Origin of the sequence: Protofrankia sp. Cas4, assembly GCF_963555915.1 — a bacterium.
Lineage (GTDB): Bacteria > Actinomycetota > Actinomycetes > Frankiales > Frankiaceae > Protofrankia.
The window spans coordinates 1-17419 of the sequence record NZ_CAUVXL010000115.1; the positions used below are offsets into that span (position 1 = coordinate 1).

Annotated in this window: 14 protein-coding genes, 1 tRNA gene and 2 pseudogenes; 12 read left to right on the plus strand and 5 right to left on the minus strand. The window is 68.3% G+C overall.

Going from position 1 to position 17419, the window contains the following annotated elements:
• Both U9979_RS10610 and thrS read left to right on the plus strand, forming a co-directional pair.
• Positions 1 to 270: WD40 repeat domain-containing protein (locus U9979_RS10610; protein ID WP_416219905.1), on the plus strand; the 270-nt coding region annotated here is incomplete at its 5' end.
• 427 nt (positions 271 to 697) lie between these two features.
• A complete protein-coding gene (gene thrS, locus U9979_RS10615) occupies positions 698 to 2683 on the plus strand; it encodes a threonine--tRNA ligase (protein WP_322779241.1) in 1986 nt (661 codons plus the stop codon).
• A gap of 162 nt (positions 2684 to 2845) precedes the next feature.
• On the opposite strand, the gene U9979_RS10620 is transcribed toward thrS, so the two are convergent.
• Together U9979_RS10620 and U9979_RS10625 are read right to left on the minus strand one after the other, a co-directional pair.
• Positions 2846 to 3496, minus strand: a complete 651-nt coding sequence (locus U9979_RS10620) for an MBL fold metallo-hydrolase (protein WP_322779247.1) — start codon at positions 3494 to 3496, stop codon at positions 2846 to 2848.
• A gap of 156 nt (positions 3497 to 3652) precedes the next feature.
• Complete coding sequence (locus tag U9979_RS10625) at positions 3653 to 4741, minus strand: S-(hydroxymethyl)mycothiol dehydrogenase (RefSeq protein ID WP_322747474.1); 1089 nt, start codon at positions 4739 to 4741, stop codon at positions 3653 to 3655.
• Between the two features lie 447 nt (positions 4742 to 5188).
• Between U9979_RS10625 and U9979_RS10630 the strand changes: the two genes are divergently transcribed.
• The 10 genes and pseudogenes from U9979_RS10630 to U9979_RS25175 form a co-directional block, all read left to right on the plus strand.
• Positions 5189 to 6178, plus strand: a complete 990-nt coding sequence (locus U9979_RS10630) for an AAA family ATPase (protein ID WP_322747473.1) — start codon at positions 5189 to 5191, stop codon at positions 6176 to 6178.
• 62 nt (positions 6179 to 6240) lie between these two features.
• The gene (locus tag U9979_RS10635) at positions 6241 to 6930 is read left to right on the plus strand and encodes a Zn-dependent membrane protease (protein ID WP_322747472.1); all 690 of its coding nucleotides are present in this window, start codon (positions 6241 to 6243) and stop codon (positions 6928 to 6930) included.
• 128 nt (positions 6931 to 7058) lie between these two features.
• Complete coding sequence (locus U9979_RS10640) at positions 7059 to 8129, plus strand: ScpA family protein (RefSeq protein ID WP_322779242.1); 1071 nt, start codon at positions 7059 to 7061, stop codon at positions 8127 to 8129.
• On the plus strand, positions 8126 to 8803 hold the full coding sequence (gene scpB, locus U9979_RS10645; protein ID WP_416219908.1) for an SMC-Scp complex subunit ScpB: 678 nt from the start codon (positions 8126 to 8128) through the stop codon (positions 8801 to 8803). Before U9979_RS10640 ends, scpB begins: the two co-directional genes overlap by 4 nt.
• A 28-nt stretch (positions 8804 to 8831) precedes the next feature.
• On the plus strand, positions 8832 to 9578 hold the full coding sequence (locus tag U9979_RS10650) for a pseudouridine synthase (protein WP_322747469.1): 747 nt from the start codon (positions 8832 to 8834) through the stop codon (positions 9576 to 9578).
• 25 nt (positions 9579 to 9603) lie between these two features.
• Complete coding sequence (locus tag U9979_RS10655; RefSeq protein ID WP_322779243.1) at positions 9604 to 10722, plus strand: prephenate dehydrogenase; 1119 nt, start codon at positions 9604 to 9606, stop codon at positions 10720 to 10722.
• A 226-nt stretch (positions 10723 to 10948) separates the two neighbouring features.
• Positions 10949 to 11746, plus strand: coding sequence for a (d)CMP kinase (gene cmk, locus U9979_RS10660; protein ID WP_322779244.1), 798 nt, complete (start codon positions 10949 to 10951; stop codon positions 11744 to 11746).
• Complete coding sequence (locus U9979_RS10665; RefSeq protein WP_322779245.1) at positions 11743 to 12465, plus strand: lysophospholipid acyltransferase family protein; 723 nt, start codon at positions 11743 to 11745, stop codon at positions 12463 to 12465. The genes cmk and U9979_RS10665 overlap by 4 nt, the downstream gene beginning before the upstream one ends.
• Before the next feature lie 102 nt (positions 12466 to 12567).
• Positions 12568 to 13971, plus strand: a complete 1404-nt coding sequence (der, locus tag U9979_RS10670) for a ribosome biogenesis GTPase Der (protein ID WP_322747464.1) — start codon at positions 12568 to 12570, stop codon at positions 13969 to 13971.
• Between the two features lie 264 nt (positions 13972 to 14235).
• Positions 14236 to 14442 (plus strand): annotated as a pseudogene (locus tag U9979_RS25175) (MarR family transcriptional regulator); the annotation flags it as partial.
• A 195-nt stretch (positions 14443 to 14637) separates the two neighbouring features.
• Here U9979_RS25175 and U9979_RS10675 read toward each other — a convergent pair.
• The 3 genes and pseudogenes from U9979_RS10675 to U9979_RS10685 form a co-directional block, all read right to left on the minus strand.
• Positions 14638 to 16332, minus strand: a complete 1695-nt coding sequence (locus U9979_RS10675; RefSeq protein ID WP_322779246.1) for a metallophosphoesterase family protein — start codon at positions 16330 to 16332, stop codon at positions 14638 to 14640.
• A gap of 279 nt (positions 16333 to 16611) precedes the next feature.
• Positions 16612 to 16688: transfer RNA gene (locus tag U9979_RS10680), tRNA-Pro, on the minus strand.
• Positions 16689 to 16982: 294 nt separating this feature from the next.
• A pseudogene (locus U9979_RS10685) lies at positions 16983 to 17419 on the minus strand (hypothetical protein); the annotation flags it as partial.

The following is a 17419-nucleotide window of genomic DNA, read 5'->3' on the forward strand; positions in this document are numbered from 1 at the left end:
GCCGCCCGCGCGTTGGGTTCCCCGCTGACCGGCCATACCGGCGCGGTGATCTCGGTGGCGTTCGCTCCGGACGGGCGCACTCTGGCCAGCGCCGGCGGCGACCAGACGGTGCGGTTGTGGGATGTGACTGATCGGACCGCCGCCCGCGCGTTGGGTTCCCCGCTGACCGGCCATACCGGCTCGGTGTTGTCGGTGGCGTTTGCTCCGGACGGGCGCACTCTGGCCAGCGCCAGCGACGACCACACGGTGCGGCTCTGGGGCATGGGCTGACCGACCCCCGCCGGTCAGCCCCTCAAGCCAGCGCTCAACCCCTCTCCTCGCTACCGCCGACGAACAAACCACGAGCGCCATAGCCCAGCAGATCACCAGGTGGCTGGGGGACGTTCACCCGACCTGATCAAAGTTGCCCTGGTTCCGCGCCGGCAGGGTAGCCACGCGCGGAACATCCACGCCGCGGGGTGGAGACGGCCCGGCGCCCAGGCGGAGATCACTAGAGTGCCCGGCAACAGGGGAGTGGATCAAGAATTGGGGCTGGGGCACGTAGATCGCGATGTGCGTGCCCCAGCCCCGCGACGCCGCGTCCCCTATTGCCGGGCACTCCAGGCCGGGCCGCGGCGGAAAAACCCGGAGGCGCTGGGCGTGACCGCGTCGGTAGCATCAGAGCGACTTCTTCTCGTGCCGATGTCAGGAGCGTGTGGTGTCAGATCTCGCGATCGTCCTCGACCGTGCCCCGCAGCGGGCCGAGCGTGTCGTGGCGGCGGGCACCACGGCCACGCAGGTCCTGGGCGACGATCCGAAGATCGTCGCTGCCCGGGTGAACGGGGAGCTCAAGGACCTGGCGTATGTCCTGGTCGACGGGGACGTGGTTGCGCCGGTACCGGTCGACTCGGACGACGGCCGGGCGATCGTGCGTCACTCCTGCGCACATGTGCTGGCGCAGGCCGTGCAGGACCTGTTCCCCGACGCGAAGCTGGGGATCGGCCCGCCGATCAGGGACGGTTTCTACTACGACTTCGACGTTGCCGCACCCTTCCATCCTGATGATCTCAAGCGCCTTGAGAAGCGGATGCAGGAGATCATCAAAGCGGGCCAGCGATTCTCCCGCCGGGTGGTGTCCGACACCGATGCCCGCGCCGAGCTGGCCGGCGAGCCGTACAAGATCGAGTTGGTGGGCCTGAAGGGCGCGGCGGACGCCGGCACCGACGATCAGGGAGTGGCTGTCGAGGTCGGCGCGGGCGAGCTGACCATGTACGACAACCTCGACGCCAGGACCGGCGAACTGTGCTGGAAGGACCTGTGCCGGGGCCCGCACGTACCCACCACCCGCAACATCCCGGCGTTCACGCTCATGCGCTCGGCCGCGGCCTACTGGCGTGGCTCGGAACGTAACCCCCAGCTCCAGCGGATCTACGGAACCGCCTGGGAGTCACGGGATGCGCTGAAAGAGTACCTGCACCGGCTGGCGGAGGCCGAACGGCGCGACCACCGCAAGCTCGGGACAGAACTCGACCTGTTCTCGTTCCCGGATGAGATCGGCTCGGGGCTCGCGGTCTTCCACCCAAAGGGCGGCGTCATCCGGCGGGTGATGGAGGATTACTCCCGGGCGCGGCACGAGGAGGCGGGCTACTCCTTCGTCAACACGCCGCACGTGACAAAGAAGCAGCTCTTCGAGGTTTCGGGCCACCTGGACTGGTATGCCGACGGCATGTACCCGCCCATGGAGCTGGACGAGGGGCAGACGTACTACCTGAAACCCATGAACTGCCCCATGCACAACCTCATCTACCGGTCCCGGGGACGTTCCTACCGTGAATTGCCGCTGCGGTTGTTCGAGTTCGGCACGGTCTACCGGTATGAGAAGTCGGGTGTGGTGCACGGGCTGACCCGGGCCCGTGGTTTCACCCAGGACGACGCGCACATCTACTGCGCCCTAGAGCAGATGCCCGGCGAGCTGGACAGCCTGCTCACCTTCGTCCTCGACCTCTTGCGTGACTATGGTCTGACCGACTTCTACCTGGAACTGTCCACCAAGGACCCCGACAAGTTCGTGGGTGGCGACGCCGAATGGGCCGAGGCGACCGAGACACTGCGCCAGGCCGCCACCAAGCAGGGGCTCGACCTCGTGCTGGACCCCGGTGGCGCCGCCTTCTACGGCCCGAAGATATCGGTGCAGGTACGGGACGCCATCGGTCGGACCTGGCAGATGTCGACGATCCAGGTCGACTTCCAGTTTCCCCAGCGTTTCGATCTCGAATACCAGTCCCCGGACGGTACCCGCAAGCGTCCGGTGATGATTCACCGCGCCTTGTTCGGCTCGATCGAGCGGTTCTTCGCGGTGCTGCTTGAGCACTATGCCGGGGCGTTCCCGCCCTGGCTGGCGCCGGTGCAGGTCGTCTGCATCCCGATCACCGATACCCATGTCGACTACCTGGACGTCATCGCGGCCGAGCTGCGCAGGCACCACATCCGGGTGGAGGTCGACAGCTCCGACGATCGGATGCAGAAGAAGATCCGTAACGCCCAGAAGCAGAAGGTTCCCTTCATGCTTCTCGCGGGCGACGACGACGTGGCCAAGGATGCGGTCTCCTTCCGCTACCGCAACGGCGAGCAGAAGAACGGTATCCCGGTAGGGGAGGCGATCGCGGAAATCGTCCGGGCTGTCGAGCAGCGGATCCAGATCTAAAAGTGGATCAGCCCGGAACGCGTCGGCTCACGGTGCCGAAAGATCCCGAAGGGTGCCGAAGGATGTGAATTCGATGCTGCTATGGAAGCATCAGATTCACATCCTTGAGAGCAGGCCGGGTAGCAGGCCGGGACCGACCTGCTCCGCGGCGCGAGTACGGGGTCAGCGACCGCGCAGGATCCACTGGTCGAAGTCGAGCGATTCGTTACCGATGGTGGTGTCATCGCCGTGGCCGGTGTGTACCACTGTCTCGGGCGGCAGTATCAGCAGCCGACTTCTGATCGAGTCCAGGATGGTCGGAAAGTCGGAGAACGACCGGCCGGTCGCCCCAGGGCCGCCACGGAACAGGGTGTCGCCGCTGAACAGGACCGGATCTCCGCCGATCACCCCGTACAGGCATATCCCGCCGGGGGAGTGCCCCGGGGTGCGCATGACATGCAGCCAACCGCCGCCCGCGATAGGGAGCCGCTGGCCGTCGGCGAGCTCGAGGTCGGGCGCGCGGTCGGGATAGACCGCCTGCCACAGCATCAGATCCGCCGGACACAGGGCGATCGGGGCCCGTACCCGGGCAGCCAGCTCAACCGCCGCGTTGATGTGGTCGTTGTGCCCGTGTGTCGCGACGATCACGGATACATGCCGTCCGTCGATCGCGGCGAGGATCACCGAAGGGTCGTGCGCGGCGTCGATGACCAGCACCTCGGTGTCATCCCCGACCAGCCAGATGTTGTTGTCAACCGTGAAGCTCTGGCCGTCGATCAGGAACTCGCCACGGGTGATGATCCGATCGACTCGTACCCCGCCGTTTCTCGCCACGCGCTCTCCGTCCCCGTAGCTGAGCAGCTGACCACTGGGTAGCTGACTGTCCGTCGCGTTGACCGGGTTGACCGTGTTGACCGTGTTGACCGGGTTGACCGTCCAGCCGATCACAGGGTCGGATCGGCTCATTCTGGTACTGATCGTATATGTCGATCAGAGCGTAACGACACTGCGCAGTACCTCGCCGCGCTGCATGCGGGCGAAGGCAGCCTCGATGTCGCCGAGGCCTATGGTTTCGGTCACGAACCGGTCGAGGTCGAGTCGACCGGCCAGGTGGAGATCGATCAGGATGGGGAAGTCCCGGCTGGGCAGGCAGTCGCCGTACCAGGACGACTTCAGCGAGCCACCGCGACTGAACACCTCGATCATAGGTAGCTCGAGGGTCATCGCCGGGTCGGGGACACCGACGAGTACGAGCCGCCCGGCGAGATCCCGGGAGAAGAACGCCTGCCGGTAGGTGTCCGGCCGGCCGACCGCCTCGATGACCACGTCGGCACCGTTACCGTCAGTCAGTGCTCGGATCGCTTCCACCGGGTCGAGGCTGCGGGCGTCGACGGTGTGGGTGGCGCCGAATCCGCGCGCCCACTCCAGCTTGCGGGCGTCGACGTCCACCGCGATGATCTGCCGCGCGCCGGCGATGGCCGCGCCGGCGATCGCCGCGTCCCCGACGCCTCCGCAGCCGAAGACCGCGACGGTTTCCCCCCGGGTGACCTCGCCGGTGTTGACCGCGGCGCCGAACCCGGCCATCACACCGCAGCCGATCAGCCCGGCGGCCGCCGGGCGTGCCGCCGGGTTGATCTTCACACACTGGCCGGCGGCTACCAGGGTCGCCCCGGCGAAGGCGCCGATGCCCAGCGCCGGTGACAGGGGCGTTCCGTCCACCAGCGTCATGGCTTGGGTGGCGTTGCGGGAGTCGAAGCAGTACCACGGGCGGCCCCGCAGGCAGGAACGGCAGGTGCCGCAGGGTGCCCGCCAGGCAATCACGACGTAGTCGCCGGCCGCGACCGAGGTGACCCCGTCGCCGACCGCTTCGACGACTCCCGCGGCCTCATGGCCGAGCAGGAAGGGGTAGCCGTCGTTGATGGCACCCTCGCGGTAGTGCAGGTCGGTGTGACAGACGCCGCATGCCTGGACGCGGACCCGCGCCTCGCCCGGCCCGGGGTCGGGAACGACGATTTCGGTCAGCACGACGGGGGCGCCCTTGGCCAGGGACACCACACCAGGAACCGTCACCGAACCCATTGCCGTGCTCCCGTCGTCGTCGACCGTCAGGCGCTTTCAGTCGTTCGCTGTGCGCGGCGCTCCGGCAGGTTTGCCACCAACCGAATCGGCCGGCGCTCGGGCTGGCCAAAAGCTGTGTGATCGTAGCCTCTCGTCTTCGCATCGTCTGCCCCGGGCGTCCTGGTACGTCGGGCGTCCTGGGTAGCAGGGCTGTGGAGAGGTTCCGGGCCGGACCGGGCCGGACCCGGGCCGGCACCTCGGCCGCGACTTCGGCCGCGACTTCGGGTGTTCGCCGCGCCGACGTGACCTACCCGGCTTCGTACGTGACCTCCAGTATCGGTACGCTCCTGACGGTCCGCTTCTGCTCTCCGCGCACGGATCCGCAAGCGTCCCCGGTGGTCTGCGGGCGCGCCAGAGGATCGATGATCGCGCGTCCTCAGGTTGACCAGAAGGAGCAGGTCCCTTGACATGACCGCCGACGCCTCGCCGATGCCGACCCAGGTTCGCTCCCCTTACGGGCGGGTGACCGTCGGGGATCCAGCGCTGTCTGCTGATGGGCGACTCGACGGTGCCAACGTCGTACACAGCTCGGGTGGGGCCGGCGAGATGGGCCCCACGGGACGTCCATTGCCGGCCTTTCCCGTGCCCCCTCCGTTGGCAACGCACGGGGCCGGCTGGGTGGTCGCCATGTGTAACCAGAAGGGCGGCGTCGGCAAGACGACCAGCACGATCAATCTGGGCGCGGCGCTCGCCGAGTACGGCCGCCGGACCCTGTTGGTCGACTTCGACCCGCAGGGTGCGCTCTCAGTCGGGCTCGGAATCAACCCGATGGTGCTGGAGCGCACTGTGCACGATCTCCTCGTGGGTGGCGAAGGCGAGATCGGCGAGGTGATAGTCCCCACCCAGGTCGACGGTCTGGATCTGCTTCCGAGCAACATCGACCTGTCGGCTGCCGAGATGCTGCTGGTCACCGAGGTCGGTCGTGAGCACACGCTCGCGCGTGCCCTGGCGTCGATCCGCTCCGAATACGATGTGATTCTCATCGACTGCCAGCCGTCCCTGGGTCTGCTGACCGTCAACGCCCTGACCGCGGCGGATGCGGTGATCGTGCCGTTGGAGTGCGAGTACTTCGCCCTACGCGGTGTCGCGCTGCTGCTGGACACAATCGACAAGGTGCGGGACCGGCTCAACCCACGCCTTGAGCTCGCCGGCATCCTCGCCACCATGTACGACGCCCGAACCCTGCATGCCCGGGAGGTGCTGGCGAGGGTCGTCGAGCGCTTTCCCGACGAGGTTTTTCACACCGTGATCAGCCGTACGGTTCGCTTTCCGGAAACCACGGTCGCCGGTGAGCCGATCACGACCTACGCGCCCACCTCGGTGGGGGCGGACGGATACCGGCGGCTGGCCCGCGAACTGATGGCCAGGCACGGCGCACCGCCGGTGATCCAGCGTTAGCGATACCCTGACACCACGTGGCCGAAGCTTGTTCGGGAATCGGATAAGGGACCTGTAGAGGCGTGCTGTTCCACCTGGCCGAACCCGCGGCGCTTTTGGGGATCGTTCTCGCGCTCCTCATCGGGATCTACGCTCATGACACGGCACAGGTCCTCGTCGCGAGGCTGCTCCAGGACCGCGGCCCCCTGCGATCCGGGCGGCTCACAGCGTCGCTGAAAGACCGGGTCAGCCCGTTCAGCGCGGTGGCCATGATCATTGCGGGCGTCGGCTGGACCGAGCCGATACCCATGAACGACGTATGGCGCAAGCGACGGTTCCACGTCGCGGTCGCGGTGCTGGCCGGACCGCTGGCCTACCTGGTGCTCGCCTTTGTTGCGATCATCGGTTTCAAGTTCGTCTCCCAACCGCTCATCATCGTTGAGGGCACCCGAATCGTGGAACTCGCCGGGGCGGGTGGCTTCTCCGCGAAACTGGTGCTGTGGCTGGCCGTCACCTTCGCGTCACTGTTCATTGTGAGCCTTATCCCCATCCCGCCCGCCGACGGCGGGCGGGTGCTGTTCGGACTGGGCCCGCAGTCACCGAGCTGGCGCAAGGCCGAGTACCAGCTCCGCGAGAACAACGTCGGCATCGTCATCCTGCTGGTGGCCATTCTGCTGCCGAAGCTGTTTCTCGGGTTTCCCTCGGTCGTGGACCAGCTGGTGCTCCCGTTGCTCGGCGGTCTGGCGGACATCATCAACCTCCACATTCGTTGACGGGTGGACGCGCCGCGCGTTGCACGGCCCCAGCCCCGGCCCCGGCCCGCTGTGGTGGCTGGTTCGGGGTGGCTGGTTCGGGGTGGCTGGTTCGGGGTGGCTGGCCGCGGTCGCGGTAGCGTCGGGACATGGCGCGGACAGGGCTGTCTCCCAACCGGCGGGTGAACGCGGCGGTCGGGGCCGCGCAGCCCGCGTCGCCGGCTGAGTCCACCGCCTCTACTGCCGCCTCTACTGCCGGCTCTACTGCCGGCACTGCCTCTACTGCCGGTACCGCCCCCAGCGCCCCCACCGGCCGGGGCAGTGCCGGCAGCGCCTTTGTTGTCGAGCTCGCGAACTTCAGCGGCCCGTTCGATCTGCTGCTCTCGTTGATCGCCAAACACAAGATGGACGTGACCGAGGTCGCGCTCTCTCAGGTCACCGACGAGTTCGTGGCTCACCTCCGCCGCCTCGGCGCGGGCTTTGATCTCGGGCAGGCCACCGAGTTCCTGGTGATCGCAGCAACCCTTCTCGACCTCAAGGCGGCCCGGCTGCTACCCGGGGCGATCTCCGAGGACGAAGCTGAGAACCTCGCCCTCCTCGAGGCCAGAGACCTGCTGTTCGCCCGTCTGCTGCAGTACAAGGCATACAAGGAGGCCTCGGCCCTGTTCGTCGGGCTGATGGCGTTGGAGGCCCGGTACCTGCCCCGGGCTGTTGCGCTGGAGCCGCGTTACGCGCGCGCTTTGCCAGAGGTGCAGATCGGTATCGGCCCGGCCGAGCTCGCCCGGCTCGCGGCCAGGTTGCGGGAACCTCCGTTGCCTCCGCAGGTCGCCACCGATCACGTCCACCTGCCGCGGATCAACATCCGCGAGCATATGCTCGCTGTGATCGAGAAGTTGCGAGAGGTGGGTAGCGCATCCTTCGGGATGCTCTGTACCGGCTGTCGACAGACGATCGAGGTGGTCGCGCGTTTCCTCGCCCTGCTCGAGCTCTTCAGAGAGGGGCGGATCGCGTTTGAACAGGAGGTTCCCCTGGGGGAACTGATCGTCCGCTGGGTGGCCGACACGGCCGAGCACAGTGCGGCCGACGTGAACGCGGCCGACGTGAACACGGCCGACGTGAACACGGCCGACGTGAACGTGGCCGACGTGGATCCGGCTGACGGGGATCCGACTGACATGAACGTCGGACGGGGCAGAAAGCGAGGACCACGACCACAATGACAGCGGACGCCCACCCGGCTGCCGAGGAGACTTCAGCCGTTGGACCCCCGGTGCCCGGCGGGTCACCCGGTGACCGGTCACCCGGTGACCGGTCACCTGGGGATGGGTCGCCCGGAGATGAGGTGGTGGCGCGCCCGGCGCTACCCGCGCTCGTCGAGGCGATCCTGATGGTCGCGGAAAATCCGGTTCCGGTTACGGAGATCGCTGTGAGCCTCGAGGTCCCCGCAGCGGACGTCGAGCGTGTCATCGTCGGGCTGGCCCGCGACTACATCGCGCAGGGCCGGGGCTTCAGCCTCCGTGACATCGGTGGTGGCTGGCGTTTCTACACCAGCGACGAGTGCGCCCCCTGGGTCGAGCGGTTCGTGCTCGCCGGGCAGAATCCGAAACTGTCCCAGGCGGCGCTGGAGACGCTGGCGGTTGTCGCCTACCAGCAGCCGGTCAGTCGTGGGCGGATCTCCGCGGTGCGGGGCGTGTCCGCCGACGGCGTGATCCGTACCCTGACCACCCGGCGTCTCGTCGAGGAGGCCGGTACCGATCCGGAGACCGGCGCGACGCTGTACCGGACAACTGACTACTTTCTGGAACGGATGGGTCTGCGCAATCTTGACGAACTGCCGCCGCTCGCCCCGCTGCTGCCTGACATCGCCGATGTGGATGACATTGTCGGCCCGTGACATTCTGGCCTCATGACATTCTGGGTTCATGACAACCGGTGACGCGAATGCCGAAGGCATCCGGCTGCAGAAGGTGCTTGCGGCGGCGGGGCTCGGGTCCAGGCGGCACAGCGAGGAGCTGATCGCCGCGGGTCGCGTGCGGGTGGACGGCCGGGTCGTCGAGGCCCAGGGTCTGCGGGTTGATCCGCAGACCGCGGTCATCGAGGTCGACGGTCAACGGGTCGTCACCAAGGCCGGCCTGGTGCACCTCGCGTTGAACAAGCCGGTCGGGGTGCTCTCGGCGATGGCGGATGACCGGGGGCGGCCGACCGTCGGGGACCTCGTGGCGGACCACGGCCCCGGCCTGTTCCACGTCGGCCGGCTCGACGCCGACAGCGAGGGCCTGCTGCTGGTCACCAACGACGGGGACCTGGCACATCGGCTGGCGCATCCGTCGTTCGGTGTCGCCAAGACCTACCTGGTCGAGGTGAGCGGACCGGTCAGTCGGGACGTGCCGCGGCGGTTGCGGGCGGGGGTCACCCTCACCGACGGGATGGTGACCGTGGACTCCGTGCGGATCGTGAGCTCGTCCGGCGCACGGGTCATGATTGAGATCACGTTGCACGAGGGCCGTAAACACGTGGTGCGCCGGCTGATGGACGCAGTGGGCCACCCGGTCGGCCGGCTCGTGCGGACCCGAATCGGCCCGGTCCATCTCGGTTCACTGCGGGTGGGCCGCACCCGGCACCTTTCGTCGGCTGAAGTCGGCGCGCTCTACCGTGACGTCGCGCTGTGAGCGCGCTCTACCATGATGTCGCGCTGTGACTGGCACATCCGGATTGCCACCACCTGGGCCACCGCCGGGTCGGGTCGGCGTGGTGGGGTCCGGCCTGATCGGCACCAGCATCGGGTTGGCACTGAGCGTCCATGGGATCGAGGTCCTGCTGGCCGACGTTGATTCCGAGCAGGTCAAGGTCGCCGAGGCCATGGGTGCCGGCCAGCCATGGCATGGCGAGCCCGTGGAGCATGCGGTCATCGCCGTGCCTCCGCACGCTGTCGCCGGTGAACTACGGCGGGTGCAGCGGGCGGGGCTCGCCGAGACGGTGAGCGATGTCGCGAGTGTGAAGGCTCGGCCGATCGTCGAGGCGGTGCAGGCCGGGTGCGATCTGTCGATGTGGTGTCCAGCACACCCGATCGCCGGGCGTGAGCGCGGCGGTGCCGCCTCGGCCCGCGCCGACCTGTTCGCCGAACGAGCCTGGGTCGTCTGTCCGGTGCCGCACACCTCGCCGGCCGCGTTGGCGGCCACGGTGGCGATCGCGCGGACGTGTGGCGCCATACCGGTGCGTACGACGCCTGATCGCCATGACACGGCGATGGCCGTCCTGTCCCATCTGCCGCAGGTGGTCGCGAGCCTGTTGGCTGCCGCCACCCCCGATCTCGGTCCGGGCGAGTTGGCCCTGGTGGGCCAGGGGTTCCGGGACGCCACCCGCCTGGCCGACAGCGACCCCGGCCTGTGGTCGTCGATTCTGGAGGGTAACCGTGGGCCGGTCGCCCGGCGGGCCCGGTTGCTCGGCGAGGAGCTGTCCAGGCTGGCGGACCTGCTCGACCGGGCCGGCGAACAGGAGGTGGTCGAGGCTGTTCGCGGACTCGTGGCAGGTGGCAACGCCGGCCGGGCGCTGCTGCCGCTCAAGGCAGGTGCGGCGACGCAGCCCTGGACCTGGGCCTGGGTGGGCGTGGTGCTTGCGGACAGACCCGGCCAGTTGGGCGAGCTGTTCGCCACGATCGGCGCCTGGGAGATCAACATCGAGGATGTCGCTGCCTTTGAGCACAACCTGGACGCCCCGGCCGGCATTGTGGAGATCGCTGTTTCACCCGACATCGTCGGCACCCTGCTCGACCGGCTCGCCACCGCCGGCTGGACCGCCTATCGCAGGTCGTGAACGCCACCCGTCGTGGGTGGGCGGCCCCGAGTAGCCTGATCCGGGTTGACCACATCGGCGTTGATCCGGGTGACCACCCGGGTTGGGTCGGGTCGGTTTCACCGTATCGGCTGCTCATGGTTTTCCGGTGCAAACTGGTTACCGTGTGTACGCGGATTCCATCTGTACACGGGTTCGGTGTATGCACGGGTTCATAGGTAATTGTCGCGTCTGGACGGAGGAAGCGGTGGAGCAGGACCGCGGTTCCCGAGAGTCGGTGGGCGCAACGGCCACCGACGATCAGGAGGTGTCCACGGGCGGCGAAGGCCGCTCCGCCGGGCACGGTCAGGTATTGACGTCCGAGGGATTGGTCGTAGCCGTCGACGGACCGGGAGGCTCCGGCAAGAGCACCGTTGCCAGGGAGATAGCCCGACGACTCGGTCTGCGTTATCTCGACACCGGCGCGATGTACCGGGCGGTGACACAGGTCGCGTTGGAGAGTCGGATCGACCTTGAAGATCACGATGCCGTGGCGGAACTGGCCGAACGCGTGGTGCTGGCAGTTGGCACCAGTCCGGATAATCCGACGATCGCGGTGAACGGCGAAGCCGTGGGGGACAAGATTCGGACCAGGGCGGTGACGAACGCGGTGAGTGCGGTCGCCGCGGTACCGGCGGTCCGGCGGCTTCTCGTCGCCCGCCAGCAGCAGATCATCGCAGCGGCGTCCCCGACCGGCATCGTGGTGGAAGGCCGTGACATCGGTTCGGTGGTTGCTCCACAGGCTCCGGTCAAGGTGTTCCTGACGGCTTCGACCGAGGTCCGGGCGTTGCGGCGGTCGCACCAGCTCGGGGAGAAGGGCATGGATGACGTGGCCCGCACCCTCGCCGAGCTCGATCGCAGGGACGTGCTGGACTCGACCCGCGCCGCGGACCCGCTGGCCGTCCCCGATGACGCGATCGTGCTCGACTCGACCAGTCTGTCCGTCGAGGCTGTTGTGGACGAGGTCCTGCTGCACTGCGAACGGGTAACGGCCGACGCGCCATGACCACCGGAAGCCCCGACGCCACGGAAGCCGGCGCCGGGCAGCCGCCGGTGCCCGTGCCGCCGCGTGGGGCGGCGTCCCGGCCCTACCGCGACGTTGTGCACAGGGTGCTCAAGCCACCGTTGCGTCTCGTCGTGAACCGGGCCATCATGCAGGTGACCCTCCAGGGGCTTGAATACGTGCCGGCGACCGGTCCGCTGATCTTCGCGGGAAACCACAGCAGCCTCTTGGACGGCCCCTTGGTCGTGATCGAGTCACCGCGCACAGTCCGCTGCCTGGTGAAGTCCGAAATGTACCGAGGTTTCCTCGGGCCGTTGCTGCGCATTGCCGGCCAGATCCCGGTCGACCGTGGCCGGCCCGATCGGGCCGCGTTACACACTGCACTCGACGAGTTGGGGCGCGGCGGAACCATCGGGGTGTTTCCCGAAGGTACCCGGGGATCCGGCGAGGTGCAGACGGTACAGCATGGTATCGCCTATCTCGCTGTCCACGGACGGTGCCCGGTGTTACCGGTCGCGTGTATCGACACCGGCTTGGCCCTGCCCAGGGGCGCTCGCTGGCCGAGGCGTTCCGTGCCGGCGCGGGTCGTGTTCGGGCGTCCGTTCGACGTGGAGGTCCCGGCGAACCCGCGGTCGCGTCGGGCGTTGGCAGCGGTGGCGGAGGACATCCGGTTACGGATCGCCGACCACCTGGTGGCGGCCCGCCTGCCTCCCGGATCGTGACGCGGTCGACACGATCATGAGCAGACGCGACTGTGAACAGCAAGGAACATCAAGGAACAGCAATGAACATCAATGAACGTCTATAAACGGCAATGAACGGAAATGACGAACAGAGACGAGGACGTTGTGGGTGTGGCTTCGCAGGCACCGCAGGACGAGGCCGGGTACCCGCCCGGCGCCACCGAGAGGCAGCCGGTGCTGGCGATTGTCGGACGCCCCAACGTCGGCAAGTCGACGTTGGTGAACCGGATCCTGGGCCGTCGGGCCGCGGTGGTCGAGGACGTCCCGGGCGTGACCCGCGACCGGGTCGCATACGACGCAACCTGGAACGGGCGGCGTTTCGTCGTCGTCGACACCGGCGGCTGGGAGCCTGACGCGCGTGGGCTCGCCGCCCGGGTCGCCGAGCAGGCACGTGCGGCGCTGGACACGGCCGACGCGGTGCTGTTCGTGGTCGACACCACGGTCGGTGCGACCGACGCGGATGAAGCCGTCGCGCGCGTACTGCAGCGGTCGGGGCTGCCCGTCGTTCTCGCCGCGAACAAGGTCGATGACGCTCGGACGGAGGCGGACGCAGCCGCGTTGTGGAGCCTCGGGCTCGGTGAGCCGCATCCGGTCTCCTCGCTGCACGGCCGTGGCAGCGGAGACCTGCTCGACGCGGTGCTCGCGGCCCTCCCGGAAGCGCCGCGCGAGCGTTTCGAGGAGGTGGACGGTCCGCGGCGGGTAGCCCTGTTGGGCCGGCCGAACGTGGGGAAGTCCAGCCTGCTCAACCGGCTCGCCGGGACGGAGCGTTCGCTCGTGGACGAGGTCGCCGGTACCACCCGTGACCCGGTCGACGAGCTGGTGACCGTCGGGGGCGAGGTGTGGAAGTTCGTGGACACCGCCGGCCTGCGGCGTCGGGTCCGGGAGGCCGCCGGAGCGGAGTACTACTCCTCGCTACGTACCGCGGCCGCGCTGGAGGCCGCCGAGGTCGCGATCGTCCTGCTCGACGCCGGCGAGCCACTCACCGAACAGGACCAACGGGTGATCACCATGGTGGTCGAGGCCGGGCGGGCTCTGGTACTGGCGTTCAACAAGTGGGACCTGCTCGACGAAGACCGCCGTCTTACTCTGGAACGCGAGATCACCCGAGATCTCGGCCGGGTCGCCTGGGCGCCGAGGGTGAACGTGTCGGCAATGACCGGCCGCGCGGTCGATCGGCTCGCACCAGCCCTGCGATCATCGCTGGATTCGTGGGGGATGCGGATCTCCACCGGCCGGCTCAACACCTGGCTCGGCGAGGTCGTGGCGGCCACCCCGCCGCCGTCCCGTGGCGGGCGGCTGCCCCGGGTACTGTTCGCGACGCAGGCCGGTGTGCGGCCACCCCGGTTCGTCATCTTCTCGACGGGGTTCCTGGAGCCGGCCTACCGTCGCTTCCTGGAGCGGAGGCTGCGCGAGGACTTCGGCTTTGCCGGAACACCGATCGAGATTTCCATCCGGGTTCGCGAACGGGGCGAGAAACGTCAGTGACGGGCGGTCACCTGCGTTTCGCAGCCCAGACATCGCCCCATCGCCCCGCTGTCCCATCACCCGCTGTCCGCTGTCCGGGGCAATACCATGGCCGGCGGTCCGTCCGGCGCCGATCTCACCGGTGCCGGCCTGGGGGCCATCAACCGACCCTGGCCTGCCCCCCGGGACCCGGAGGCCGTTGTGAGCGAGCGAGCACACCTCACGCGCCGTGTGGAGATGGCCATGCAGATGATGCGGCACCACCGGCTGGGGTATTACGGATTGATGCCGCGGGCGCGCCTGCTGGCGTCCCTACCCGAGCTGGTGCCGCCGACGCACTACCGGGTCCTGCGTTTCATCGAGACGAATTCGCCGCCACCCCCGACCCTGTCCGACATCGCGGAGCTGCTCCTGGCTGATCGCGCGCGGGCGGCCCGTGTGGTCGATCAGCTCGTCGCCGGGGGTCTGGTCGTGCGGACCAGCGACGCTGTTGATCGTAGGGTCCGGCGGGCGGACCTGACCTCGGCCGGGCGTCAACGCCTGGCCGAGGCTGCCGAGCAACGCTGGGAGTTCCTGATGACGACCGTCGCCGACTGGTCGACTGAAGATCTCCGACAGTTGGCGACGCTGATCGAGCGCCTGAACGACGCGGTGGCCCGCGGCGTGGCGACCGAGAGGGGCGCCGGTTTATCGCGTGGGGCCCAGGCCGTCGCTGCGCCGTCGCTGCAGGGTGAAGGTGTCGACGGGCTGGACCTGACCGTAGAGGCCGGTGACGGCGTAGTAGGTGACAGCCATCGACGTCAGACCGCCCCGCTTGTTCCCCGGGTCGACGGTGAAGGCAACGAAGCCGTACGGGTTGACCCGGTCCCGCACCGCCGACCACGGCGCGGCCTCTGACACGTAGATCGGTGTACGTTTGCCGTTGGCACCGGTAGCTCCCACGCCGGTGATGACGTTGCATGCCGGAGTGTCGTACAACACGTCGATCGAGGGTATCGAGGTGCCGCCGCCGCCGATGACCATGTGGACGGTTCCAGCGCCGGTGTCCACCACATCGGTCCGGGTCGCGACCGGGATCGGGGTGAGGGTGTCGGTGGGCTGCTGGCCGCGGATCGGGTGGGATCGCTCGTAGTGGTGTTCGTGGCCACACAAGACCAGGTCAACGCCGTACTGGTCGAACAACGGCACCCATTCCTGCCGGATGCCCAGGTCCGCGCCATTGCCGGGGTGGTCCGCGGTGGACACCACGACCTGGTGCATCACGACCACGATCCAGTCGATGTTCCGGTTGTTCCGGTTGTTCCGGCTCGCCGCGAGTTCCGCCTCGAGCCACCGCCGCTGTGCCCCGCCCGAGTAGCCGTGCACATAGCTGTTGCCGCCGTCCTGGTAGCAGACGTCGTCGTTGTTCAGGCTCACCACCCGGACCGAACCGACGGTGAAGGCGTACCACAGGCCGTTGGTCTCCGGGTCGCCCCCGTTGCCGGGAACGGTGAAGTAGGTCTGGTAGGCGCCGAACCCGATCGGGCCGTTGCCGCGTTCGTTCTCGTGGTTGCCGGCAGCCGGCATCCACGGGCGGAACCTGGCCGACCGGGTGGTCATGTCGAACCAGTCCGACCAGGTGCGGAGGCGGTCGGTCGACAGGTTCGCATAACACAGGTCGCCGTTGACCAGATGGAACAGCGGCGCGACGCGCTCCACGGCGGTCGTCACGTCATTGGCGTACGGCGAGCCGAGGTTGTCGTTGAGATACTGCAGGGGTCCGGTTATCTTCGCCGGCCGTGGACCGTTCAGCTTCCCGAGGGTGGGCGTGCCCTGGTCACCGAAACTTGTGAACGTGAACGGCGCCCGGCCGCGTGGTCCGGTGCGAAACGACCCCGGCTCCGGCGTCGTCCCGTCATGGACCGCCGCGTACACGTATTCGCTGTCCGGATGCAGCTGCTGGAATCGGGCACTGTGAACATAGACGCTCTGCCCGGACTGCGCGTCGGTGTAGGTGTCGGTGACCGCAGCCACCTTCGCCCCGATGCCGTCGTTCAGTGTGCCGAGCAGCACCCGTGGCCTTTGCACCGGCACCAGCGTCTGCCACGACACCACCATTTCCCGGGATGCGTCCGCGCCGAACTGGAGGTGCAGACCCGTCACGGGTGGCATGCCCAGGGTGCCCGGCTGTACCCAGAGTGTTGGCGACATGCCGGTCGTCGCGGCGGCGGCGGCGGCGGGGGCTACGGTGCCGAGGAACGGGTCCGCCCCGGCAACGGTTAGTCCGGCGCCGACCGCTCCCAGCCATCCTCGCCGGCTGAGGGCGGCTCTCCCTGCGTCCGCGTCATCGCCCGGTGCTGTCGGGAGTGGGTTCTCGTCCTGCGGGTTCGTGAAATTGGTCACCTGGGAAATGGTGGCGGCGTGCGGGCATCGGCGGCAGCAGTCGGCCGGGAACCTTGCACCAACAGGCGGTCTCCACAAAACGACATCCCGTGGGCGGCCGACAACTATTGCATGCGCAACTACATCGCGGCGGGGGAGTCGCTGAATCGGCATCTGACCGGGGGCAGGTCCCCAGATGCAGGGGGCTGGAGTCTCCGACTGACGCTGGCGCACCGTGTCGATGGCGCCAAAAAGGGCTGCTGACCAGGGTCTTCACCCCGTCGACAGCCCTTGTCGTGTTGGTCGGGACGACAGGATTTGAACCTGCGACCCCCAGACCCCCAGTCTGGTGCGCTACCAAGCTGCGCCACGTCCCGTGCGGGGCCTACGTTACCCCATCGCTGAAGCGGGCTGGGCTTCGGGCGACCCGGTGACAGCGCTCATCGCGTCGCCCGAAGCGTCGACGAACCTGAGCGTGAGCCCAGAATCGTACCTGGTGTCCGGTCGGTCGGTGGTTCGGGTGGACGCGGGGAATTTCGGCGGCGGCGTCCACCCGAACCGGTGTCTCCTGGGGCCGCCGGGCACACGACGAGAGCTGTGATCGTGCGCTCTGCGGCCTGTCTGGGGTCTGGATCCGCCCGGTGAGGGCTGGGCGCATCCAGACCCGTTGATCACTGTGTCGCGCGGCTCCTGCGGCGAGCGGTGAGGCCCGCGCCGAGCATCGCGGCACCGAGTCCGACACCGGCGACCGGGGTGATCGGGAAGGACGGCGCGGTGCCACCGCCACCGGCGTTCACACCACCTGACGGAGCACTGAAGGAGGTGTCATTCTTCTTGCTGTCCGTTCCGGACGTGTCGTTCTTCTTGCTGTCCGTTCCGGGCTTGTCGCTCTTCTTGCTGTCTGCCCAGGACTTGTCGTCCGTTTTGCCTTCCCACTTGTCGCCTTGGCCGCCGTAGGACGGCGTGGCGCCGGCAGCCCTCGTTGGGGCTGAGGTGGGTCCGCCGGGGCCGCCAACGCCGCCAACGCCGCCAAGGCCGCCGGGGCCGGCGGTCGCGGTTGGTCCGCCAACGCCGCCAAGGCCGCCGGGGCCGGCGGTCGCGGTTGGTC